The sequence below is a fragment of the Pseudoxanthomonas sp. SL93 genome (assembly GCF_026625825.1).
Classification (GTDB): Bacteria; Pseudomonadota; Gammaproteobacteria; order Xanthomonadales; family Xanthomonadaceae; genus Pseudoxanthomonas_A.
Genome location: NZ_CP113065.1, coordinates 148,248 through 170,852 on the forward strand (window position 1 = coordinate 148,248; position 22,605 = coordinate 170,852).

Consider the following 22,605-nt stretch of genomic DNA (forward strand, 5'->3'; position numbering starts at 1 on the left):
AACCGAAGTCGCAACCGCGGTGGGTCATCAGCGCCAGATCCTGATCTGCGCCGCTTCCTGCGCCTGCATCGGCTGGCCGGGCTTGCAGGTGAACGCCTGCGCGAACGACGGTTGCTGCACCAGCGGACCGTTGGCGCGCCACTGGCCGGGGGCATGCACGTCGACGGCGGCACGCTGCGCGCTCTCGGTTTCCGACAGGTGCTGCGCCCACAGCGTGGCCCAGGCCTTGTAGAACGACTGCTTGGCCGCCGCATTGGCCTGCGGCTGCGCGGTGCTGAAGGCGTCCCATGCCAGCTCGACGCCGGCGAGGTCGGCGATGTTCTCGTCCTGGGTCAGCTTGCCGTTGACCTTGACGTTCTTCAGGCCGGGGTACGCGTAGCCGTCGTACTGCGTGGCGACCTTGGCGGCGACGCCGTTCCAGGCGGCGACGTCGGCGGGCGTCCACCAGTCGCGCAGCTGGCCCTTGGCATCGACCATGCGGCCCTTGCTGTCGAAGCCGCGGCTGAGTTCGTGGCCCACCAGCGCACCGTAGGCGCCGTACAGCACGGCCGGCGGTTGCTTGGCGTCGAAGATCTCGTTCTGCAGCACGGCGGCGGTGACGATCAGGCGGTTCTGTGCGATGTCGTAGGCCAGTGCCGGCTGCTGCGGCAGGACATCCCAGCGGCGGTCGGCGTTGCCCTTCCCGATGCGCTTCATTTCCTCGCGGTGGCGCCAGGTGGACGCGATCAGCATGTTGCCGCCGAAACTGCCGCGGCCCATCGGTTGCACGCTGTAGTCCAGGTCGCGCCTGGGCGTACCGACTTCGATCTTCAGCTTGTCCAGCTTCGCCTTGGCTTCAGCCTTGGCCGCGTCGCTCATCCACGTGCTGCGCTCGATGCCGCGGCCCAGGGCATCACGCACCTGCCCGGCGATCTCCTCGGCGCGGCGCTTGTGTTCGGCCGGCACATAGCGGTCGGCGTATTCCTTGCCCAGCATCGGGCCGGCGGCCAGGTTGATGGCGCCCAGCACCTGTTCCCAGCGCGGTGCCGGCGCGGCTTCGCCGCGCAGCACGCGGCCACGGAACTCGAACTCGGCATCGCGGAACGGCTTGGCCAGGTACGGCGCCATCGCATCGCCCACGCGCCAGCGCAGGTAGGCCTTCCACTGGTCAGGCTTGAGGCTGGCGACCAGTCCGTCCAGGCGTTTGAACAACGCCGGGTCGGCCATCGAAACCGTGTCGTCGCTGACACCCTGTGCCTTGAGGAAGGCGTCCAGCTGCAGGTTGCGGTATTGCTTGCCCAGGTCCTTGGTCGGCACCGTGGCGTAGTTGGCGAACGGGCTGCGCAGGTCCACCAGCGGCTTGGACACCTGCGCCAGGCGGGTTTCCAGGTCGATGACCAGCGCCGACTCGGCGTCCAGTTTGGCCGCCGGCGTGCCAGTCAGCGCCAGCACCTGCTTGACGTAGTTGCGGTAGCGACCGAGCAGCTCGCGCGTATCGGCGTCGGTGCGGGTGTAGTAGGCCGGGTCAGGCAGGCCCAGGCCGCCCTGCATGAAGTAGCCGATATGGCGATCCAGCGCCTGCAGGTCCACGTCGGGGCTGAAGTTGAAGGCCACCGGGATGCCCACCTGGTGCAGCGCGGCGATGGCCGGCGCGACGTCCTTGGGCTTCTTGATGGCGTTGATGCGGTCCAGCAGCGGCGCGATGGGGCGCGAGCCGTCCGCTTCCACCGCGGCTTCATCCAGGCCGCTGGCCCAGAAGTCACCGAGCAGCTTCTGCACGTTGCCCTGCGGCGACTTCATGGCGCCATCCAGCAGGGTGCGCTGCTGCTGCAGCGTGCGGTCGCGGAACTGGCCCAGCACGCTGATGGCACCGGCGTCGGCCGGCAGCTTGTTCTGCTTCAGCCAGTCGGCGTTGGTGGCGGAATAGAAATCCGTGCACTGCGCGCTGACGGCGGGTGCGGATGAGCGCTTCTTGCGCTGCGCTTCGGCGTCGGGGGCGCCCAGGGTCAGGACCAGGGCGAGGGCGAGCAGGGTGGGGCGGCCGAGCGCGGTACGCGGGGTGGGCATCAGCAGTGTCCAGGTTCAGGGGTCGGGCGATTCTAGCAAGCTGCCTGTGTGCGCTCCGGCATGCGGCCGCGCAAATCCCGCTGTACTTGGCGGCCGATTCAGGCCGTGCGTCACAGAGCGCGCAGATGGCATCGGGGCGGCCGCCTTCAAGGCCGCCCCGTGCCCGTCACAGGTTGAGTTCGCCCTTGTCCACGATCACCTGGCCATCCAGCGTCACCGTGCTGCCCGGCAGGAAGAAAGTGACCCCGTAGGCCAGCGAATTGTTGCCACCGGCCCACGTGTTGTTGCCCAGGCCCATCGTGACGGTGCCCGCGGGCACCCAGTTGCCCACCTGGCTGGCCACCGGCAGCCTGACGTTGGGATTGATGCCCAGGTCGATGAACGACACTTCGTTCTTGCGCGGGTCGTTCACCGCATCGAACTCGGCCTTCAACGGCGCGAAGCCCGGCCCGTCGCCGGTCAGCGCCGTGACCTTGCCGCCGGCGACCGTCACGGCCAGGTTGTCGATGGCCTGCCCGCGGAAGTAGTCGCGTGTGGCGACGATCCTGCCCTCGCCCGTGCCGGCCACGGGCGTGGTGTAGACCTCGCCGGCCGGCAGGAAGACCTGCAGCGCCGCACCGCCCTGCTTGATGTCTTCCGGCGAGATGATCCCGTCGCTGACCAGCACCGGCCGCCCCTGGATGCGCAGGCGGTAGTCGGTGCCATTGGGGTGGGTGACGTGCAGTTCGTTGCCGGCCGCCAGCGCGCCTTTCACCGCCTGGCCGCGGGCCTGCAGGGCGCCGTAGTCGACGTTGACGCCTTCCCAGAAGGTCTTGCCGAGATCGGCTTCGGACATGCCCATGCGCTTGGCGCGCCAGGCGGTGGGATAAAGGCCGTTGCCTACCTGCACCTGCCGCACGTTCCGCTTCATGAGTTCCTGGCCGACGGCTTCGCCCGCCTGGCTGCGTGCGGCGACGCGTTGCGGGTCAGCGCCCTCGAACAGGTTTTCGGACGTCCCGTTGTCCACCGCGATCAGCACGTTGAATACGCCAGCCAGCTTCAGGTCCAGCGCGGGCGCCTGCGTGTCGAACTGTGCCGGCACGTCGAAGAACATCCGCTTGGCAAGGCGATCACTGGTGTATTCGATCATCGGGAACGCGCCCAGCTGGCGCACGTGCAACGCGATGTTTTCCAGCAGCTCGGCGTCGTGCGTCCGCCCGCTGATGATGACCGCATCGCCTTCCTTGACGGCCGCGTTGGCGACCAGCCGCTGGGCAAGCAGCTCCAGATCGACCGGTGGGGCGGGCGGTGCGGCGGGTGTCGCGTCGGCGGGCGACGGATCGGCGGGCGTACTGGCCGCCGCCGGGGTCTCCTGTTTCTGACAGGCGCTGGAAAGCATGCAGGCGAGCGCGAGGGCGAGCATCGAAGCGGTGTGGCGGGTCATGGCAGTCCTCCTCCGGGTGGTGGGAACACGGCCGCGTGACGCCCCTGCGCATCAGGCTGGCACTGTGGGGACGCCCGGAGTGCCGGCCAGCGGACAACCGCCGGGCGGACCGTAATGCGGGATGCGCAAAGAAAAGGCCCGGACATGCCGGGCCTTCGCTCGTCAACGCCGGGAGGCGTCGCTTACCAGATGACCACCTGCTGGTCGCCGGTGCGGACCATCGGCTCGCCCGGCTTGCACGAGAACGCCGCGGCGAATGCCGGCAGGTTGGACGGCGCGCCGATCGCACGGAACTGCGCCGGGGCGTGCTCGTCGGTGGCAATGCGGTTCTTCAGTTCTTCCGGGGTGAAGTTGCGGCGCCACACCGTGGCCCAGTTGAGGAAGAAGCGCTGGTCGCGCGTCAGGCCATCGGTCTTCGGGTCCGGCGTGTCGCCCGCGGCGGCCTTCATCGCGTCGTAGGCCGTGGCCAGGCCACCCAGGTCGGCGATGTTCTCGCCCAGGGTGTGCTTGCCGTTGATGGCCTGGCCCGCGTCGGTGCGGTAGCCATTGAACTGCGCGATCAGCTTGTCCGTACGCGAGGAGAAACCCTTGGCATCGGCCGGGGTCCACCAGTTCTCGAACTTCCCGGTGGCGCCGAAGCGGCTGCCCTGGTCGTCGTAGCCATGGGTCATTTCGTGGCCGATCACCGCGCCGATGCCGCCGTAGTTCATTTCATCCGACGCATTGGGGTCGAAGAACGGCGGCTGCAGGATGGCGGCCGGGAACACGATCTCGTTCTGCAGCGGGTTGTAGTACGCGTTGACCATCTGCGGCGGCATGCCCCATTCGGTGCGGTCGACCGGCTTGCCGATCTTGCCCAGGTTCCACTTGTAGTTGAACTGCTGCGCGGCCAGGACGTTGCCGATGTAGCTGTCGCGTGCGGTCGACAGGCCGGTCCAGTCGCGCCACTTGTCGGGATAGCCGATCTTGGTGGTGAAGGCCGCCTGCTTCTCCATCGCCTTGGCCTTGGTCTCGTCGCTCATCCAGGCGAGATTCTGGATGCGTGCCTTCAGCGCGGTGCCCAGGTTGGCCACCAGCGTCTCCATCTTCGCCTTCGATTCGGGCGAGAAGGCGACCTTGACGTACATCTGGCCGAGTGCTTCGCCACTCTGCGACTCGATGGTGCCCAGCACGCGCTTCCAGCGCGGCTGGATTTCCTTCTGGCCGCGCAGGGTCTTGCTGTAGAAATTGAAGTTCTCGTTGGCGAAGGCATCGCTCAGGTAGGGCGAGGCGCCATCGATCGTGTGGAAGCGCAGGTAGCTGCGCCAGGCCGACGGATCGGTGTCACCCAGCATCTTGCTGACTTCCTGGTGGAAGGCGGGCACGGCCAGCGAGAACTTCTCCTGCGGTGCCACGCCCTGCAATTCGAAGAACTTCGTCCACGAGAAGTTCGGCGTCAGCTTGTCGGCTTCGGCCAGCGTCACCGGGTTGTAGTACAGCGACACGTCGCGCGACATTTCCTCGTTCGACTTGGAGACCTTGGCCAGGCGCGTTTCGAACGCCAGGATGTCGCCGGCCTGCTTGGCCGCATCGGCCGCGGGCACGCCGGACAGTTCCAGCACCTTGGCGATATGCGCCACGTAGCCGTCGCGGATGTCCTTCTTGTCGGCATCGAAATAGAAGTTCTTGTCCGGCAGACCCAGGCCGCCCTGGAAGGCGTAGGCGAAGTTGGTGTCGGGCTTGTTGAAGTCGGCTTCCGCACCGAAGCCGAACAGGAACGCCTGGCCCTTGGCGGCGCTGTCGTTGAGGTACGCCACGATGGCGTCCTTGTCCTGCAGCCCGTCGATGGCGGTCAGCAGCGGCTTGATGGGCTCGATGCCCTGGGCATTGATCTTGGCTTCGTCCATGCCGGTGGCCCAGAGGTCGCCGACGATCTTCTCGACGCCGCTCGCGTTGGGCATGGCGGCGGCCTGTTCGGCCAGCTGCTTCTGCACGGCGGTGGAGCGTTCGGCCAGCATCTCGAACGCTCCCCAACTGGTGCGGTCGCTCGGGATGGTGTTGGCGGCCAGCCACTTGCCGTTCACGTAGCCGCCGAAGTCGGTGCAGGCGTTCTTGGTCGTGTCCAGGTCGCTGAGCTGGAAGCGGTTGACGCCGGGGAGGGTGCTTTCGTCCAGCTTCAGTTCCAGACCCGCGGGGGCCTTGGTGGCGGCGGTATCGGCGGCCGGCGCGGCCTCTTCTTTCTTGGCGCACGCGGCCAGCGCGGCAGCCACGGCGAGCGAAAGCATCAGGATCTGGGGTTTGCGGGCAATCACGGTCTACTCCGGCCCCGGACAGGGCAATGAAAAAGGAAAGCCCCGGTGGGGGCGTGCGCGCGACTCTACGCCTGTCGACGGGAGGGCAGGTGTGTCGAAGGTCATGGGGCGCCTCCTGAAACGCCTGGCCGCCAGGGTGATGAACGCGTCGCAACGCGACCACGGGTGAACCACCGTCTTTTCACCTCACACCCCCCAACCCCCATACTTCCCCCAGGCAAGGAGGGCAGTCCCATGCACGTCGAATTCCACGGCGCCGCCGGCGAGGTCACCGGTTCCATGCATCTCGTGCATGCGGCCGGCAAACGCGTCCTGCTGGACTGCGGCCTGATCCAGGGCAGCCGGGAGGCGGAGGCCCGCAATACCGAACCCTTCCCGTTCGACCCGTCCATGCTGGACGCGCTGGTGCTCAGCCACGCCCACATCGACCACATCGGTCGCGTGCCGCTGCTGGTCAAGCGTGGCTTCCGCGGCCCCATCTACACCCACCACGCCAGTGCCGAACTGATGGGGGTGATGCTGATGGATACCGCCTCCCTGTCCGCCTCCGACGCCGAGCGCGCGAACAGGGACCGCCGTCGCGGCGAACCCGAGGTGCAGCCGTTGTTCACCGCCGAGGACGTGCAGGCCACGCTGCGGCAGGTGCAGCCGCTGCCGTACGACCAGCGCACGGCAGTGGTGGCGGGCGTGGAAGTGGCGCTGCGCGATGCCGGGCACATCCTCGGCTCGGCCATCGTGGAGCTGTGGGCCGAGGGCCGCAAGCTGGTGTTCTCCGGCGACCTGGGTCCGAAGGGCACGCCCATCCTGCGCGACCCCACCGTGGTGAAGCAGGCCGACCTGCTGTTGATGGAATCCACCTACGGCGACCGCAACCACCGCGACCGGCCGGAAACGATCCGCGAGCTGGGCGACATCTTCGAGCGTGCCTGGCATGACCGCGGCAACGTGCTGATCCCGGCGTTCGCGGTGGGGCGCACGCAGGAGCTGCTGTACTGGTTCGCGCGGCATTGGGACGCGTGGAAACTGCAGCGCTGGCGCATTTTCCTGGACAGCCCGATGGCCGCCAAGGTGGTCGCCATCTATGGCCGCCACCACGGCCTGTTCGACGACGAGGCGCGCGACGTCTGGAAGCAGGCACCCAATCCGTTCCGCCTGCCCAACCTGCACGTGGCGGAAAACGCGCAGCAGTCGATGGCGATCAACCAGATCGAAAGCGGCGCCATCATCATCGCCGGCTCGGGCATGGCGAACGGCGGGCGCATCCAGCACCACCTGAAGAACAACCTCGGCCGGCGCAACGCGCACGTGGTGTTCGTCGGTTACCAGGCGCAGGGCACCCTGGGCAGGCGCCTGGTCGATGGCGCCCAATGGGTGCGCATCCATGGTCGCGATTACCGCGTCAATGCGCAGCGACACACCGTGGGCGGGCTGTCGGCCCATACCGACCAGCGTGGCCTGATGGACTGGTATGCCCATTTCCAGCCCTCGCCGCCGCTGGTGCTGGTGCATGGCGAAGACAAGGCGCGCGAAGCGCTGGCCGGAGAGATCGGCGAGCGCCACGGGGTGGAGGTCACGCTGGCGCGCCCCGGCATGCAGGTCGACGTGTAGGAAACGACAGCCCGCTCAGCCGCGCGTCAACGAGGCGCTGATGGGTTCCTGATCGCCGGTGTGGCTGAAGCTGCGGTTGCGGCCGGCTTGTTTGGCACGGTAGAGCGCGGCGTCGGCGCGGTCGAAGACATCTTCCGGCCCCAGGTCGTCGCCGGCCAGGTGGGTGTGGATGCCGATGCTGGTGGTGAAGGGCGGTGCGGCGGACGCACTGATGCCATGCGGGCGCGCCCCGATGTTCGCCAGGTCGACATGGATGGTGGTGGCGATGGTGGCGGCGGCCTGCGCCGTGGTTTCCGGCAGCAGCACCGCGAATTCGTCGCCCCCCAGCCGCGCGACCAGATCGCGGGGACGACGCGCCCGGCTGCGCAACACGCGTGCGAGCGCCTTCAGTGCCGCATCGCCCGCGGCATGGCCCTGGCTGTCGTTGAGTTGCTTGAAATGGTCGATATCCAGCACCAGCAGCGACAGCGGTTGTCCGGTCCGGCGCGCCGCGCGCAGTTCCTGGTCCAGCGCCGTGTCGAAGCGGCTGCGGTTGGCCAGTCCGGTCAGCGAATCGGACTGCGCCTGTCGCTGCGTGCGGCGCAACAGCCGGTACAGCCACAGCAGCGCGCCCAGCGCCAGCACGATCACGGCGGGGACGGGGGTGAACCAAAGATGGGCGAAGCGCAGCAGCATCACCGACAGCACGCCCGCGACCACCATCATCAACGCCACGGGCCGCCAGATGCGATGCAGGCCGCGCACGCCGCACAGTACCAGCGGGAGCGCCACGATCAGCATGGAGAGCAGCACCAGCCAGCCGTCCGGCATGGGCGTGATGGACGCATCCTTGACCAGCATGTTGAGCATCGCCGCCTGGTAGTCGGCGCCACTGATGGTGGAACTGGCAGCGTGGCCGGGGACCTTCACTTCAGGGCCCATGCCGACGGCGTTCATCCCCACCACCACCCAGTGGCCCCGCAGCATCGATGCCGGGATGCGCTGGTTGAGCACATCGGTGTAGGACACGTGGCGGAACGCGTTGGGCGGATCCGGGTAGGGGATCAGCACCTGATGGTCGCGCACCCACTGGTAAGGCGAAGGCGGCTCGCCCCCTGCCACCAGGCGCCGGCCGGGCAGGTCGGCGTTGTCCCGTGCCGGTGCTTCCAGCCGGAAAAGCGACAACGCCAGCGCAGGCCAATGCGGCGAGCCGAGCCCCGCGCGCAGGAACACACTGCGCGCCACGCCGTCGTCGTCGACCATCATCTCCGCGTGGCCCAGCGCAGCGGCGGAGGCCGCGAACTCCGGGATGGGCATCAATTCGACGCTCGCCCCGTTCATCTGCACGGGTTCGGCCAGCACCGGCAGCACCACGCGACCGTTGCGCGCCAGCGCCCGCGCCAGCAGCGCATCGCCCTCGGGATCGAACAGCGCGGGTTCGGACAGCAGCACGTTGAACGCCACGCCCTTGACCTGTGCCTGATCGAGGCGATCGATCAGTTGGGCGTGGGTCCGCCGGGACCAGGGCCAGCGTCCGAGCTCCGCCAGACTCTTCTGGTCGATGTCCACCACCACGATGCGGCCGTCGGCGGCGGGGGCGGCGCCGCGCGCCAGCATGTCGTAGACCGCGGCGTCGATGCGGCCCGTGATGCCGGACAGTGCGACCAGTGCCACCAGCGCAGCCGCACCCACCGCCGTCAGCAGGCGGTTCTTCAGTTTGGGGGCGGGCGAGGGGGTACTCACAATGCCAGCAGTATGAGCAATGCCCCCGCTCCGGCGCCAATCCTGCAGAGCCGGCAGGGCACTTCAACGACCTGGGGCGGCGGGAAGGGCCCTTCAAAGCCATCCACATCAATCGTTTGCGCCCGCAGGTACCAGGTGCCCGAGCGCAGATTCGGCAGGGTGATCTCCGCCTGGTCGACCACCTGGTCCACCTGCGGCGAGGTGAAATCCGGCGACCGTGACATCTGGAAGCGGTAGCGCTGGCCCGGCTGGCCGGCGGCCCAGCGGAACGTCACCTGGCGGCGGTCCTGTTCGGGCGCGCTGCTGTCGATGTGGGTCACTTCGGCCATGGGGCGCACGGTGAATGCCAGCGCGTCGCTGTACGGGCCGGCCTTGCCGCTGCCGTCGATGCTGCGGATGCGCCACAGGTAGTCGCCGGGGGGCAGGGGCAGTTGCACCGAAGTCCCGTCGTCGACCGTCGCCTGCGCAAGCAGCGGCGAGAAATCGGCGTTGGCCGCGACTTCGTACTGGTAGCGCTTGGCGGCGGGCGCCTGGGTCCAGCTGAACGCCACGTCGGGCGTGCGGATCACCGAGGTGGCGATGGGGGCGATGGTGTAGGGCGCTTCGGGCTGGCCATCGACGCTGAGCGGCGTGGTGGCATCCAGGCCCTGCAGTCCGTTGTCGGCCACCGCGCGCACCCGCAGGAAGTAGCCGCCTTCGTCGAGGGGTGGCAAGACGATGGAAGGCGTAGGGGTTTCCACGTCCGCCAGCAACGTGCCGAACCGCCGATCCTGGCTGACCTCCACGCGGTACGCGCGGGCGCCGTCCACCGCTGGCCACGCGAGCTCCGGGCGTGCGCGCACATGCCGGGGCGCCACGCGGCGAAGATCCGGGGCGGGCAACAGCGCCACGGGCTTGATGTTGGCCTGTCCGTCAGCGACCACGGTGCCGTAGCCGCGGCTTACCAGTGCACTGGCACGGCTGCGCGAACTCACCGCCACGCGGCCCTCGAGCACTTCGGTGCGCGTGCGCGCGTCCGCCGCTTCCACGCGGAAATGCGTGCCGCGAACCGCCGAGGAGGCGCTCGGCGTATCGACGATGAACGACGCCGCCGGGCCACGGGTGGGCTGCACGTCGTTGGCGATGCGGCCACGCTGCAGGCGCAGCCGGGTGTCGGCCATGCCGGAACGGCCGAAGCGTGTCAGACGGTCGAGCAGCAGTTCGCTGTCGCCCAGCAGCAGCAGCCGCGAACCATCGGCGAACTGCAGGCTGAGCGAGGCATCGGGGGAGGTCTTGAGCAATGCGCCGCTTCCCAGCGACATGCCCTGCCTGATCGCGGCATTGCGACCGTTGGCCACTGCGGTGGCGCTGCCGCGCACGGCCAGCACGCGGGCCTTGGCCGGTTGCCGGTGCAGCCAGGCCAACGGAATGCGCAGCGTCGAACCGGGTGGCAGCTGGTAGGGGTTGGCGATGCGGTTGTGCTCCTGCAGGCGTTTCCAGGACACGTCGGGCTTCAGGTATTCACCCGCCAGGTCCCAGATCGTGTCGCCCGGTCGCACGCGATAGGACCAGTCTTCGGCGAACGCCGGCAGCGACGCCAGCAGCAGACTGATGGCCAATCCCCACCGCATGCCCGGCCCGCCTTTACGTGCGAACTGCTTCACCTGTCTCTCCCCGCCGTCGTTATGTTGCAGCGGTCACAATTATAGAGGACAAGTACACGTGTTTTGGCCGGTTTCCCCGATCATTAACGTTTCGCTGAAACGCTTGCTGGGCGGGCGTTTCAGCCCGCCCATGCCCGTCATCTCAACTCACATTTAGCGCTCGGTGGAGGGCGAGGGCCGGCACCACTGGCTGGCGGTGCGTCGGCACCGCCCCCGGGTGCTCCGAAGGCGTCATTGCTGGCTGCGGATCCAGCGGTCGACCTTGGCCTCCAGCACGTCCAGCGGGACCGAGCCATCGCGCAATACTTCGGCATGGAATTCGCGCACGTCGAACTTCGCCCCAAGCACCTTTTCCGCCTTTGCGCGCACCGCCTTGATCTTCAGTTCGCCCATCTTGTAGGCCAGCGCCTGGCCGGGGATGGCCATGTAGCGCTCGGCCTCGGCGGTGGAGTGGCTTTCGCTCTCGGCCGAGTTCTCCAGCATGTAGGCGATCACCTGCTCGCGCGTCCAGCCCTTGCTGTGCAGTCCCGTGTCCACCACCAGCCGGATGGCACGCCACAGTTCGTTCTGCAGGTAACCGAAGTAGCTGTAGGGGTCGGCGTACACACCCAGGTCCTTGCCCAGCGATTCGGCATACAGGCCCCAGCCCTCGGAGAAGGCGATCTCGCTGCCGAAGCGGCGGAACATCGGCAGGCCCGTCAGTTCCTGCTGCAGCGCCAGCTGGAAATGATGGCCTGGGATCGCTTCGTGCAGATACAGGTCTTCGGCATCCCAGATCTTGCGCGTGGGCAGGTCATGCGTGTTCACGTAGAAGACCCCTGGCCGCGTGCCGTCTTCGCTGGGCCGCATGTACGAACCACCCGACGCCGATGCGGCGCGGAACGCTTCCACCGGACGGATCTCGAACGCGGCCTTCGGGATCAGCGAGAACTGCTCCGGCACCCGCGCATTGATCTTGTCTTCCAGCCCACGGTAATACGTCAGCAGTTCCTCTTCGCTCTTGAAGATGAAGCGCGGGTCGGTCTGCATGAACTTGAAGAAGTCCTGCAGCGTTCCCTGGAACTGCAGCGTCTTCATCACGCCGCGCATCTCGCCATGGATGCGCGCCACTTCGTCCAGGCCGATCTGGTGGATCTGTGCCGGGCTCAGGTCGGTGGTGGTGCTCTGCCGCGCGTTGTAGGCGTACCACGCCTCGCCGTCGGGCAATGCCGCCATGCCGGAGGTCTTGCGCGTGGCGGGCAGGTATTCGGTGACGATGAACGTGCGCAATTTCGCATACGCCGGCATCAGCGTGCCTTCGATCATCTGCCGGTAATCGGCGGTGATGCGTTGCCTGTCGGCTTCGCTGAAGGAAGTCGGCAGCTTGTTGACCGGACCCCAGAACAGGGTGTCCTCGGCCTTCGGCTTGATCAGCGCATCCAGCTGCGGCACCACTTTCTGCATCAGGGCGGTGGGCTGCACCACGCCCGCCTTAATGCCTTCGCGCATGTTGGCGATGGCCTGGTCGAACAGCACGGGCACTTGGGTGGCGCGCTTCTTCCAGTTGTCGTAGTCCTGCACGGTCTTGAACGGCTGGGCGCCGGTACCCGAACCCAGCTGCACGGCCATGCTGCCGATGTTGTAGAACTGGTTGATGGGCTGCATCCAGTCCGGAAACCGCTCGCCTTCCAGCTCCATCTTCGCGTCGCGCACGAAGATCTGGTAGCTCAGCAGATCCTGGCCGGCCAGGCCGTCGCTGCCGACGGCCTCGATCTTCTTCAGCCAGTCTTCGGTGAAGCGACGCGACGTGGCGCGGTACTCGGCCGACAGGAAGTTCGGCAACTGGTCGTTGTAGCGCGGATCGCCCTGGAACGTGGCGCCCAGCGGATTGAGTTTCAGCGATTCTTCCCAGTACTGCGCATACAGGCGGTCAAGCTGGGCGGCCTTGGGATTCGCCGTCGCCGTTGCGGGCGCGTCGCTGGTTTGGGCGGATGCCGGAAGCGCGGCGACGGGCAGGGCCAGCGCGATGGCGAGCGTCAACAGGGCGGGCAGGGGACGACGCATGGAGTGCTCCGGCAAGGTAAACCGCGAGCGTGGCGCATTCCCCCATGAGTGGACAGCGACGAAAGTCATGGTTTCGACGATGCCACTGCGGCATCGGCGGGGTCAGTCCGCGGAGGCTTCAGCCCGCAGTTCGCGCTCGCGCGCGTCGCCCAGGTAGCGCCGTATGCCGTGGCGCATCAGGTAAAGCAGGGGAATCAGCGCGATGGCGGCCAGCATCTTGTAGACGTAATTGACCGAACTGACCGCGAGGAACAGCGAAGTCGGCCATTTCTGCGGCCCCAGCACGAACGCGATGTAGATCACCACGAAGCTGTCCACCAGTTGCGAGATGGCGGTGGAGCCGGTGGCGCGCAACCACACCCAGCGTTCGCCGGTGGCATTGCGGATGCGGTGGAACACCGACACGTCGATCAGCTGACCGATCAGGAACGCGATGATCGACCCCACGATCGACCACATGCCCTGCCCGAAGATCGCCGCGAACGCCGCCTGGTAATCCGGCACGCCCTGGTCCTTCGCCGCGGTCACCCACCAGCCCGCGGGCGCGGTCGCGATGGCCAGGAAGGCGAACACGAAACCGAAGACGATCAGGGCCACTGCCAGCCACGAGATGAAGCGCACGCCGCGCTTGCCGTAGAACTCGTTGACGGTGTCGGTCATGATGAAGACGAACGGCCACAGCAGCGTGCCGACGGTGAAGTTCAACGAGCCGCTCTGGCCGAACAGGTTCCACTCCAGCGGCGCCATGCCCAGCGTGTCTTCCAGCGCGAAGATCTTGACGCCGATGAATTCGGCCAGCACCGCGTTGACGCAGAAGAAGGCCGCCAGGGCGATGAACAGTTTGACGGCGCGATCGTCCAGCGTGCGGCCCGGGGTCATGGGTCAGCGGTCCCCGGCGCGGGTGAAGGGCATGGTTTCCGGCGCCACGGCGCCACCTGAAATGATGAAGCTCATCGCCTGGTCCACCGTCCAGTCGGTGGGCGTCAGCAGTTCCACCGGCACGATTTCCAGGTAGCCGGAGGTCGGGTTGGGCGTGGTGGGCACGTAGACGGCGGCCAGTTCGCGACCGGACCCTTCTTCACGGATCACGCGGGTGACCAGGCCGACCGACTTCATGTCGCGGTGCGGGAAGTCGATCAGCACCACGCGCTGCGTGCTGCCCGGCTTGGTTTCCAGCATGTCCAGCAGCTTGCGCGCGCTGGTGTAGATGACGTTCGCCAGCGGCACGCGCGCGATCAGCGCTTCGAACCAGCCCAGCAGCCGCTGCCCGATCACGCGGCGGGTCAGCGCGCCCACGGCCACGATGACGAACAGCGTGGCGATCATCGCGATGGTGTTCTGCACCCATACGCCGCTGAACCAGCCCATCGCCTGCGGAAACCCCGCGGCGATCCGCTGCGACAGCGGCTCCACCCAGGGTTTGCTCATGTCCGAGAGCAGCACGAAGACGAACTTCACCACCACCCACGTCAACCAGATGGGGAGCAGGGTCAACAGGCCGGTCAGGAACAGCTTCTGCAGGGAGGGACGGGCGGCGTGGGGATCGGGGGGCATGACGGTATTGTAGGGCCATGCCACGGCAGCGTCGCCGGATCCTGCGCCCCGGTCAGGCGGGCTTGCGCGCTTCCGGTTTCAGGCGCACGTAGATCTGCTTGCGCACGCGGGCGACCACTTCGTTCTGCGCGTTGAAGATGTCCACCGGCATCCAGCGCAGGTGCTTCTGGCCGTCGGCGGCTTCGGCGATGATCTCGTCCAGCACCACGTTGTCCAGCCGGAACTCGGCGTGCACGACACCCTTGCCAGGCTTCACGAACTCGATCTCGCCGGCCTTGTCCCACACGAAGTAGTCGCGCCCCAGCCGCTCCTTCGCCAGGATCATCCAGAACGGATCGGTCATGGCGAACAGGCTGCCGCCGAAATGCGTGCCCACGTAGTTGCGGTTCCAGGGACGCATGCGCAGTTCGACGCGCGCGAACGTCCAGTCGTCGGCCATCTCGGTGACATGGATGCCACTGAACAGGAAGGGCGGCCAGACGTTGAAGATGTGCCGCAGGGTGCTGGGTTTCATGTACTGCTACGTGCGAAAAGGGGGTGCAGGGTAGGCGGCGGGCGCTGAAGGTCAGAACAACAGCGACGACATCCGGCGACGGTAGCGGCTCACCAGCGCGTCGTCCTCGATCACCCGGAATGCATCGATCAGGCTCTTGCGCGCCACGCCCTCGTCGAACGTGCGGTCGCGCTTCAGCATCTCCAGGAACTGCTCAAGCGCGGCTTCCGACTCGCCGGCCACCAGGTGATGCACACCCAGAAGATGGCGCGCCCGCAGATCGTCGGCGTTGGCGGCAATGGCCGCCTGCAGGATCTCGACCGGCGGCGCGTCCTTGAGGGCAGCGGAAAAGCCCAGCCGTGCGCGTGCGCGGATCGCGCGGTCATCGGTAGCCAGGTTGGCGGGCAGGCCGTCCAGCAGCGTTTCGGCTTCGGCGGCGGCACCGATCTTCAGCAACGCCAGGGCCAGGTCGAGTTTCAGTTCGGCCTTGTCCGGTTCGGCCTCGATGGCGTTGCGCAGCGCCAGCACCTGCGCATGCGGGTCCACCGGCGTGGTATCGGCGGCTTCTTCCTCGACTGCCGCCGGCTCGATGCCGTGCTGTTTCAGGAATTCACGCAGTTGCCCTTCCGGCAGTGCGCCGGGGAAGCCATCCACCAGCTGTCCCCCTTTCACCAGGAAGACCGTCGGCACCGAGCGGATCTGGAAGGCGGCGGCGATCTGCTGCTCCTTGTCCACGTCGACCTTGGCCAGTTCGAAGGCGCCGTTGTATTCGCCCGCCAGCTTTTCCAGCAGAGGCCCCAGCGTCTTGCACGGCCCGCACCAGGTCGCCCAGAAATCCACCAGCACGGGCACCTGCAGTGATTTCTGCAGGACCTCGGTCTCGAAGGTCTCGGTGGTGGCGTCGAACACGTGGGGCAGGTCGCTCATGGGGGTCCCGGATTCAGATTTAGCGCAGAGATGGTGTCTTGGGCGTCAGGATACAAGGCAATGTAAAAAGCGTTTGACATTGCCGGTTCGAAATGTAATGTATGAATTACATGAAGTCTGGCAGGAGTGACATGCTTGAGGATTCAGCCGTGGGGAGTGGGGGTGGGTGCCGGCATCGACGCGCAGGTGACATGGCCTGACCCGGGAGGCTGCCCGTGACTGGCACCCCCATCACCAACGACATCCGCCGCCTGCGCTTCGAGCGCGGCGAAATGACCCAGCAGGCGCTCGCCGACGCCTGTGCCGTGACGCGGCAAACTATCATCGCGCTGGAAGCGGGGCGCTACGCGCCTTCGCTGGAACTGGCGTTCCGCATTGCGCGGACCTTTGGCGTGGGCGTGGAAGAGGTGTTCCATTGGGAAGTGAAGTGAAGCGCGCGCTGCCGTATGCGGGCATCGCGGCGGTGGCCATGTTCGCCCTGGCACTGGCCGTGTTCGGCCAGTTCCTGCAGGGCTATTCGCAGGTGTTCCATCCGGTCGCGGTGCTGGGTGCGCAAGGCGTGCCAAGGGCCCTGGCCTTCAATATGGTGGCGTTCGTCGTGCCGGGGCTGCTGGCGGGCGTGGTGGCGATGGACCTGCGCCAGCGATTGCCGCGCGATGCGGGGTGGCCGCTGCGGGTGGGGACGCAGCTGGCGTTCCTGTCCGCGCTGGGCTTCATTGCGCTGGGACTGCTGCCGCTGGATCCGATGGACCTGCACAACCATGCCAGCAGCCTGCATGCGACGGCGTGGCTGCTGTGGTGGGTGGCGTTCGTGCCGGGCGCCTTCCTGATCGCCGCAGGGCTACGGGGCAAAAGCGCATGGCGCCGGCTCGCACGTGCCAGCGTGGCGGCGGCGCTGCTGGTACTGGCCACGGCATTGTTCGCCGTGGAACTGATGCCGGCGGGACTGGCGCAGCGGTTGGGCTACGCCGCGTGGCTGGGATGGTTGTGCGTGGCGGCCTGGCGGCCGCGCTAGTGTCGCGCCGGGTGCCGCGTCCTGCGCGGCGGCGTGGTCAAGTTCGTGTCATTGCGCTGGAATGTCGAGGCGTGGCTGCCTGTAGACCTTGCCGTCCTTCATCACGAAGTCGACCTTCAGCACGGCGTTGATGTCGGCCACCGGGTCGCCGGGTACCGCGATGATGTCGGCACGCTTGCCCGCTTCCAGCACGCCCTGGTCGTCCACGCCCAACACCTCGGCCGCGCGGATGGTGGCGGCCTGCAGCGCGACATTCGCTGGAATGCCGGCTTCGACCATGTAGAGGAACTCGCGCGCGTTGTCGCCATGCGGGCCCACGCCCATGTCGGTGCCGAACGCGATCTTCACGCCGTTGCGGTAGGCCTTGGCCGCGGTTTCCTGGATCAGCGCGCCGATGCGTTCGGCCTTCGGGCGTACCACGGCCGGGAAGTAACCGTCGATCTTCGCCTTCTCGGCGACGAAGCGCCCGGCCGAAATCGTCGGTACGTACCAGGTACCGTGCTGCTTCATCAGCCGCATGATCTCGTCGTCCATGTAGGTGCCGTGCTCGATGCTGGTCACGCCGCCGAGGATGGCGCGCCGCATGCCCTCCTTGCCGTGCGCATGCGCGGCCACGCGGAACCCGTAGTCGCGCGCGGTGTCGACGATGGCCTTGACCTCTTCCACGGTGAACTGCGGGGCATCACCGGACTTGGCGTAGCTCAGTACGCCACCGGTGGCGGTGATCTTGATGACGTCGCTGCCGTCCTTGTAGCGCTGGCGCACGGCCTGTCGCGCATCGTCGATGGAATTGATGACGCCTTCGGTAGGGCCGGGCGGGCCCATCAGATGGGCCAGGTGGGTGTTGAAGCCGTTGGTGGGGTCCGCGTGCCCGCCGGTGGTGGCGATGGACGTGCCGGCGGCGAAAATGCGTGGCCCCTTCACCGCGCCCTGGTTGACCGCGTCGCGCAGGTGCAGGGTCACGTCGCCGCCCAGATCGCGCACGCTGGTAAAGCCCGCCATCAGGGTCTTTTCCGCATAACCGACAGAGCGGTAGGCGAAGTCCACCGGGTCCAGGCGGAAGCCTTCCGAATAGCTCTGCGGGCTGGATTCGCCGTCCAGGTGCACGTGCAGGTCGGTCCAGCCCGGCATGCAGGTATGGTCCGAGAGGACGATGGAATCGGCATCGGCCAGCTTGGCCCGGCCCGGCAGCACCTCGGCGATCCTGCCATCGCGCACCAGTACCGTGTGTTCCCCGAGGATCCGCCCGCTGCGGGCGTCAAACAGCTTGCCGCAATGCACCGCCTGGGTCGTGGCAGTGGGCGGTTCTGCAGCCTGGGCGGGCAGGGCGTTCAGACTGGCAAGGGCAAAGGCGACGGCGGTGAGGCGGAGGCGTGGCGGCATGCGGGTTTCCCGGGTTTCGACCGGGCCATCCTAACCTGCGCCATGGCGGCGCATGGTGCGCTGCGGTACCCTTTGCGGCTTTGCCGTAGCCGCGTAGCACGCACCCGCCATGTCCACTGCCGCCGAACCCCTCTCCTACGACCCGAAATCCGTCGAGTCCCAGGCCCAGACCTTCTGGGAGACCCGCCGCGCCTTCGAGGTCGACGAGCAGTCGGACAAGCCGAAGTACTACTGCCTCTCGATGCTGCCGTATCCATCGGGCGCGCTGCACATGGGCCACGTGCGCAACTACACCATCGGCGACGTGATCAGCCGCTACAAGCGCATGACCGGCCACAACGTGCTGCAGCCGATGGGCTGGGACGCGTTCGGCCTGCCGGCCGAGAATGCCGCCATCAAGAACAGGACGGCGCCGGCCAAGTGGACCTACGCCAACATCGAGCACATGCGCACCCAGCTGAAGTCGCTGGGCTATGCCATCGACTGGTCGCGCGAGTTCGCCACCTGCCGGCCCGAGTACTACGTGCACGAGCAGCGCATGTTCACCCGCCTGCTGCGCAAGGGCATCGCCTACCGCAAGAACTCGGTGGTGAACTGGGATCCGGTGGACCAGACCGTGCTGGCCAACGAGCAGGTCATCGACGGCCGCGGCTGGCGCAGTGGCGCGGTGGTGGAGAAGCGCGAGATCCCGCAGTGGTTCCTGCGCATCACCGACTACGCCCAGGAACTGCTGGACGGCCTGGATGACCTGCCGGGCTGGCCCGACGCGGTCAAGACCATGCAGCGCAACTGGATCGGCCGCTCGGAAGGGCTTGAGATCGCGTTCGGCGTGGAAGGCGGCAACGACGTGCTGAACGTGTTCACCACGCGTCCCGACACGCTGATGGGCGTGACCTTCGTGTCGATCGCCGGCGAACACCCGCTGGCGCTGAAGGCCGCGGCGTCGAATCCGGCGCTGGCCGCATTCCTGGACGAACTGAAGCACGGCGGCGTGTCCGAGGCCGAACTGGAAACGCAGGAAAAGCGCGGCATGGATACCGGCCTGAAGGCCGTGCATCCGATCACCGGCGACAAACTGCCGGTCTGGGTGGCCAACTTCGTGCTGATGGGCTACGGCACCGGCGCGGTGATGGCCGTGCCGGGCCACGACGAGCGCGATTTCGAGTTCGCGCACAAGTATTCCCTGCCCATCCAGCAGGTGATCGCGCTGAAGTCGCCGCGCAACGAGGAAGAAAAAACCTACGACGCCACCACCTGGCGCGACTGGTATGGCGACAAGACCCGGGATGACCTGGAACTGGTCAACTCCGGCGAGTTCGACGGCCTGGATTACCGTGGCGCGTTCGAGGCGTTCGCCGAGCGTTTCGAGCGCAAGGGCCAGGGCCAGCGGCGCGTGAACTACCGCCTGCGCGACTGGGGCGTCAGCCGCCAGCGCTACTGGGGCTGCCCCATCCCGGTGATCTACTGCGACGCCTGCGGCGCGGTGCCGGTGCCGGATTCCGACCTGCCGGTGGTGCTGCCGGAGAACGTCACCCTGGACGGCGTGAAGTCGCCGATCAAGGCCGACCCGGAATGGCGCAAGACCAAGTGCCCGCAATGCGGTGGTGCCGCCGAACGCGAGACGGACACGTTCGACACCTTCATGGAGTCCAGCTGGTACTACGCGCGCTACACGTCGCCGGGTGCCCGCGACATGGTGGACAAGCGCGGCAACTACTGGCTGCCGGTGGACCAGTACATCGGTGGCATCGAACACGCCATCCTGCACCTGATGTATTTCCGCTTCTATCACAAGCTGCTGCGCGACGCGCGGCTGGTGGACAGCAACGAACCCGCCACCAACCTGCTGTGCCAGGGCATGGTCATCGCGGACACGTACTACCGCGAGAACGCCAACGGCAACAAGGAATGGTTCAACCCCGCCGACGTCAGCGTCACCCGTGACGAGCGCGGTCGCGTCACCGGCGCGGTACTGGCGGCCGATGGCCAGCCGGTGCACATCGGTGGCAGCGAGAAGATGTCCAAGTCGAAGAACAACGGCGTGGACCCGCAGACGATGGTGGAGAAGTTCGGCGCGGACACCGTGCGCCTGTTCTCGATGTTCGCCGCGCCGCCGGAGCAGTCGCTGGAGTGGAACGAGGCCGGCGTGGAAGGCATGGCGCGTTTCCTGCGCCGCCTGTGGGTGCAGGTGCAGAAGCATGTGGCCGACGGCAGCGCCATCGAGGCGCTGGACGTGGCCGCGCTCGGCGCCGAGCAGAAGGCGCTGCGCCGCAAGACCCACGAGACCATCGACAAGGTCGGCAACGACTACGGCAAGCGGCACAGCTTCAACACCGCCATTGCCGCCGTGATGGAGCTGTCCAACGCACTGGGCAAGTTCGACGATGCCAGTGCGCAGGGCCGCGCCGTTCGCCAGGAAGCGCTGGAAGCGGCGGTGCTGCTGCTCAACCCGATCACGCCGCACGCCAGCCACGCGCTGTGGCAGGCGCTCGGCCATTCGGAAACGCTGCTGGAAGACGTGGCGTTCCCGCAGGCCGACCCCGACGCGATGGTGCGCAACTCGGCGACCTTGGCCGTGCAGGTCAACGGCAAGCTGCGTGGCACCATCGAAGTCGCCGCCGACGCGCCGCGCGACGTGATCGAGTCGCTGGCCAAGGCCGAACCGAATACCGCCAAGTTCCTGGAAGGCACCACGATCCGCAAGATCATCATCGTGCCGGGCAAGATCATCAACATCGTCGCGGCGTGAATCCGGTGGGGAGCGGCGGCATGCCGCTCCCGCCGACCTTGCCCGGGCGTTCACCTGCGGTCGGGCTAGGCTATTGCCGCCCATGACGGGCTCGTCCAGACTTCCCCCATGACTGCATTCCGACTGCCCGCCCGCCTGCTCGCCTTCACCGCCGCCGCCCTGCTGCTTGCCGGCTGCGGCTTCCACCTGCGCAACAAGATCGCCCTCCCCGCGGACCTGGGACCGGTGCGCGTCGTGTCTTCCGCGGCCTACAGCGAACTGGCCACCAGCCTGTCGCGCGGCCTGCAGGCCGCTGGCGCCACGCCCGCGCCGCCGCTTGCGGAAGGCCAGACCACGGACGCCACGCCCGTGGCTACCTTGCGCGTCGTATCCGAGCGCTGGGGCGACCTGCCCATCGCCATCGACGAGGTCGGTCGCGCGCAGGAATTCAGCCTGCGCTATGCGGTGGTGTTCTCGTTCAAGAAGGCGGATGGCACCGACCTGGTGCCGCAGCAGGTGGTGGAGCTTTCGCGCGACTACGTGTCGCCGCCGGAAGACGCGACCGGCACGTCAACCGAACGCGAGGTGCTGGCCGACGAACTGCGCCGCGAGATGTCCGCTTCCATCCTGCGTCGCGTCGACGGCGTGGTGCGCTCGGGCCAAGTCACCCCGGCCCGCTGATGGAACTCAAGCCGGAACAGCTGGCCGCGCGCGGCGCGTCCGAGCCGCTGCATCCGGTCTACCTGATCGCCGGCCCCGAAACCCTGCGCGTGCTGGAAGCCGCCGACGCCGTGCGTGCGCAGGCGCGCGCGCAGGGCATCAGCGAGCGCGAAGTCTTCGATGCGGACGGCCGTGATTTCGACTGGGACACGCTGGATGCCGCATTCAATGCGCCCAGCCTGTTCAGCGCCCGCCGGCTGGTGGAAGTACGCCTGCCGGGCGGCAAGCCGGGCAAGGACGGTGCCGAGGTCATCACCGCGTTGTGCGCCAATCCACCGCCGGATGTGGTGCTGCTGATCACTGCCGGTGAATGGGGCAAGGCCTACCAGGGCAAATGGAGCGATGCCATCGCCCGTGTCGGCGTGGTCGCGGTGGCGTGGGCGATCAAACCGCACGAGCTGCCGGGCTGGATCGAAAGCCGCCTGCGCAGCAAGGGCGTGCGCGCGGATCGCGATGCCGTGCAACTGCTGGCCGACCGCGTGGAAGGCAACCTGCTGGCTGCCGCGCAGGAGATCGACAAGCTGGCGTTGCTGTCCGATGGCAGCACGCTCGACCTGGAACGCATGGAATCGCTGGTCGCCAACGCCGCGCGTTATGACGTGTTCCGGCTGACCGACGCGGTGCTGGCCGGGCAGGGCGCGCAGGTGTCGCGCATCATCGCCGGCCTGCGCGCTGAAGGCGACGTGGTCGCCGGCCTGATGCCGATGGTGGTGAAGGAACTGCTGCGTACCGCCGCGCTGGCCCGCGTGCAGTCCAATGGCGGCAACCTGGCGGCCGAGATGAAGGCACAGGGTATCTGGGAAGCCAAGCAGGCGCCGTTCAAGCGCGCGCTGCAGCGCCACGCCTCGCCTGCGCGCTGGGACCGTTTCGTGGCGGAAGCCTCAAAGATCGACCGCATTGCCAAGGGCCGCGGTGATGGCGATGCCTGGGTGGCGATGGAGCGCCTGCTGCTGGCCATCGCCGACGCCAAGGCGGTGCGGCTGCTGGTGGCCTGACGCGGTGTCGCGCC

17 protein-coding genes are annotated in these 22,605 nt (G+C 67.4%); 6 read left to right on the forward strand and 11 right to left on the reverse strand.

What is annotated here, in order from left to right; all coding sequences use genetic code 11:
- Window positions 1-27: 27 nt before the first annotated feature.
- The 3 genes from OVA13_RS00720 to OVA13_RS00730 all read right to left on the reverse strand — a co-directional run bounded on the left by OVA13_RS00720 (window position 28) and on the right by OVA13_RS00730 (window position 5,736).
- Window positions 28-2,046, reverse strand: a complete 2,019-nt coding sequence (locus tag OVA13_RS00720; protein ID WP_267791937.1) for a M13 family metallopeptidase — start codon at window positions 2,044-2,046, stop codon at window positions 28-30.
- A 166-nt stretch (window positions 2,047-2,212) separates the two neighbouring features.
- A complete protein-coding gene (locus tag OVA13_RS00725) occupies window positions 2,213-3,469 on the reverse strand; it encodes an aminopeptidase (protein WP_267791938.1) in 1,257 nt (418 codons plus the stop codon).
- A 182-nt stretch (window positions 3,470-3,651) separates the two neighbouring features.
- A complete protein-coding gene (locus OVA13_RS00730) occupies window positions 3,652-5,736 on the reverse strand; it encodes a M13 family metallopeptidase (protein ID WP_267793585.1) in 2,085 nt (694 codons plus the stop codon).
- Window positions 5,737-5,994: 258 nt separating this feature from the next.
- Between OVA13_RS00730 and OVA13_RS00735 the strand changes: the two genes are divergently transcribed.
- Window positions 5,995-7,368 (forward strand): MBL fold metallo-hydrolase RNA specificity domain-containing protein, encoded by a 1,374-nt coding sequence (locus OVA13_RS00735; RefSeq protein ID WP_267791939.1) that lies wholly within the window; start codon window positions 5,995-5,997, stop codon window positions 7,366-7,368.
- A gap of 15 nt (window positions 7,369-7,383) precedes the next feature.
- Here OVA13_RS00735 and OVA13_RS00740 read toward each other — a convergent pair whose 3' ends face one another.
- The 7 genes from OVA13_RS00740 to trxA form a co-directional block, all read right to left on the reverse strand.
- Window positions 7,384-9,090 carry a CHASE2 domain-containing protein gene (locus tag OVA13_RS00740; RefSeq protein WP_267791940.1) on the reverse strand — a complete coding sequence of 569 codons (1,707 nt, stop codon included), beginning with the start codon at window positions 9,088-9,090 and terminating at the stop codon, window positions 7,384-7,386.
- On the reverse strand, window positions 9,087-10,700 hold the full coding sequence (locus OVA13_RS00745; protein WP_267791941.1) for a FecR domain-containing protein: 1,614 nt from the start codon (window positions 10,698-10,700) through the stop codon (window positions 9,087-9,089). The genes OVA13_RS00740 and OVA13_RS00745 overlap by 4 nt, the downstream gene beginning before the upstream one ends.
- A gap of 264 nt (window positions 10,701-10,964) precedes the next feature.
- On the reverse strand, window positions 10,965-12,776 hold the full coding sequence (locus tag OVA13_RS00750; protein WP_267791942.1) for a DUF885 domain-containing protein: 1,812 nt from the start codon (window positions 12,774-12,776) through the stop codon (window positions 10,965-10,967).
- A gap of 102 nt (window positions 12,777-12,878) precedes the next feature.
- On the reverse strand, window positions 12,879-13,655 hold the full coding sequence (locus tag OVA13_RS00755) for a queuosine precursor transporter (RefSeq protein ID WP_267791943.1): 777 nt from the start codon (window positions 13,653-13,655) through the stop codon (window positions 12,879-12,881).
- 3 nt (window positions 13,656-13,658) lie between these two features.
- On the reverse strand, window positions 13,659-14,330 hold the full coding sequence (locus tag OVA13_RS00760; protein WP_267791944.1) for a DUF502 domain-containing protein: 672 nt from the start codon (window positions 14,328-14,330) through the stop codon (window positions 13,659-13,661).
- Between the two features lie 52 nt (window positions 14,331-14,382).
- Window positions 14,383-14,844, reverse strand: coding sequence for a DUF4442 domain-containing protein (locus OVA13_RS00765; RefSeq protein ID WP_267791945.1), 462 nt, complete (start codon window positions 14,842-14,844; stop codon window positions 14,383-14,385).
- Window positions 14,845-14,895: 51 nt separating this feature from the next.
- Complete coding sequence (gene trxA / locus OVA13_RS00770; protein WP_267791946.1) at window positions 14,896-15,750, reverse strand: thioredoxin; 855 nt, start codon at window positions 15,748-15,750, stop codon at window positions 14,896-14,898.
- A gap of 230 nt (window positions 15,751-15,980) precedes the next feature.
- Here trxA and OVA13_RS00775 point away from each other — a divergent pair, with 230 nt between their 5' ends.
- Together OVA13_RS00775 and OVA13_RS00780 are read left to right on the forward strand one after the other, a co-directional pair.
- On the forward strand, window positions 15,981-16,181 hold the full coding sequence (locus tag OVA13_RS00775) for a helix-turn-helix transcriptional regulator (protein WP_343228639.1): 201 nt from the start codon (window positions 15,981-15,983) through the stop codon (window positions 16,179-16,181).
- 38 nt (window positions 16,182-16,219) lie between these two features.
- On the forward strand, window positions 16,220-16,765 hold the full coding sequence (locus OVA13_RS00780; protein WP_267793587.1) for a DUF998 domain-containing protein: 546 nt from the start codon (window positions 16,220-16,222) through the stop codon (window positions 16,763-16,765).
- A 48-nt stretch (window positions 16,766-16,813) separates the two neighbouring features.
- Here OVA13_RS00780 and OVA13_RS00785 read toward each other — a convergent pair whose 3' ends face one another.
- Window positions 16,814-18,148 carry a metal-dependent hydrolase family protein gene (locus OVA13_RS00785; RefSeq protein ID WP_267791947.1) on the reverse strand — a complete coding sequence of 445 codons (1,335 nt, stop codon included), beginning with the start codon at window positions 18,146-18,148 and terminating at the stop codon, window positions 16,814-16,816.
- 109 nt (window positions 18,149-18,257) lie between these two features.
- On the opposite strand from OVA13_RS00785, the gene leuS reads away from it, so the two are divergent.
- From leuS to holA, 3 genes are all read left to right on the forward strand, one after another.
- On the forward strand, window positions 18,258-20,897 hold the full coding sequence (leuS, locus tag OVA13_RS00790) for a leucine--tRNA ligase (protein WP_267791948.1): 2,640 nt from the start codon (window positions 18,258-18,260) through the stop codon (window positions 20,895-20,897).
- A 108-nt stretch (window positions 20,898-21,005) separates the two neighbouring features.
- Window positions 21,006-21,557 carry an LPS-assembly lipoprotein LptE gene (gene lptE / locus OVA13_RS00795; RefSeq protein WP_267791949.1) on the forward strand — a complete coding sequence of 184 codons (552 nt, stop codon included), beginning with the start codon at window positions 21,006-21,008 and terminating at the stop codon, window positions 21,555-21,557.
- The gene (gene holA / locus OVA13_RS00800) at window positions 21,557-22,591 is read left to right on the forward strand and encodes a DNA polymerase III subunit delta (protein ID WP_267791950.1); all 1,035 of its coding nucleotides are present in this window, start codon (window positions 21,557-21,559) and stop codon (window positions 22,589-22,591) included. The genes lptE and holA overlap by 1 nt, the downstream gene beginning before the upstream one ends.
- Window positions 22,592-22,605 lie beyond the last annotated feature (14 nt).

What these genes read in the sequence shown, in the direction of transcription:
- OVA13_RS00720 (WP_267791937.1), bottom strand. Translation starts at nt 2,046, where the DNA reads ATGCCCACCCCGCGTACCGCGCTCGGCCGCCCCACCCTGCTCGCCCTC.
- OVA13_RS00725 (WP_267791938.1), bottom strand. Translation starts at nt 3,469, where the DNA reads ATGACCCGCCACACCGCTTCGATGCTCGCCCTCGCGCTCGCCTGCATG.
- OVA13_RS00735 (WP_267791939.1), top strand. Translation starts at nt 5,995, where the DNA reads ATGCACGTCGAATTCCACGGCGCCGCCGGCGAGGTCACCGGTTCCATG.
- OVA13_RS00745 (WP_267791941.1), bottom strand. Translation starts at nt 10,700, where the DNA reads ATGCGGTGGGGATTGGCCATCAGTCTGCTGCTGGCGTCGCTGCCGGCG.
- OVA13_RS00750 (WP_267791942.1), bottom strand. Translation starts at nt 12,776, where the DNA reads ATGCGTCGTCCCCTGCCCGCCCTGTTGACGCTCGCCATCGCGCTGGCC.
- OVA13_RS00755 (WP_267791943.1), bottom strand. Translation starts at nt 13,655, where the DNA reads ATGACCCCGGGCCGCACGCTGGACGATCGCGCCGTCAAACTGTTCATC.
- OVA13_RS00760 (WP_267791944.1), bottom strand. Translation starts at nt 14,330, where the DNA reads ATGCCCCCCGATCCCCACGCCGCCCGTCCCTCCCTGCAGAAGCTGTTC.
- OVA13_RS00765 (WP_267791945.1), bottom strand. Translation starts at nt 14,844, where the DNA reads ATGAAACCCAGCACCCTGCGGCACATCTTCAACGTCTGGCCGCCCTTC.
- trxA (WP_267791946.1), bottom strand. Translation starts at nt 15,750, where the DNA reads ATGAGCGACCTGCCCCACGTGTTCGACGCCACCACCGAGACCTTCGAG.
- OVA13_RS00780 (WP_267793587.1), top strand. Translation starts at nt 16,220, where the DNA reads ATGTTCGCCCTGGCACTGGCCGTGTTCGGCCAGTTCCTGCAGGGCTAT.
- OVA13_RS00785 (WP_267791947.1), bottom strand. Translation starts at nt 18,148, where the DNA reads ATGCCGCCACGCCTCCGCCTCACCGCCGTCGCCTTTGCCCTTGCCAGT.
- leuS (WP_267791948.1), top strand. Translation starts at nt 18,258, where the DNA reads ATGTCCACTGCCGCCGAACCCCTCTCCTACGACCCGAAATCCGTCGAG.
- lptE (WP_267791949.1), top strand. Translation starts at nt 21,006, where the DNA reads ATGACTGCATTCCGACTGCCCGCCCGCCTGCTCGCCTTCACCGCCGCC.
- holA (WP_267791950.1), top strand. Translation starts at nt 21,557, where the DNA reads ATGGAACTCAAGCCGGAACAGCTGGCCGCGCGCGGCGCGTCCGAGCCG.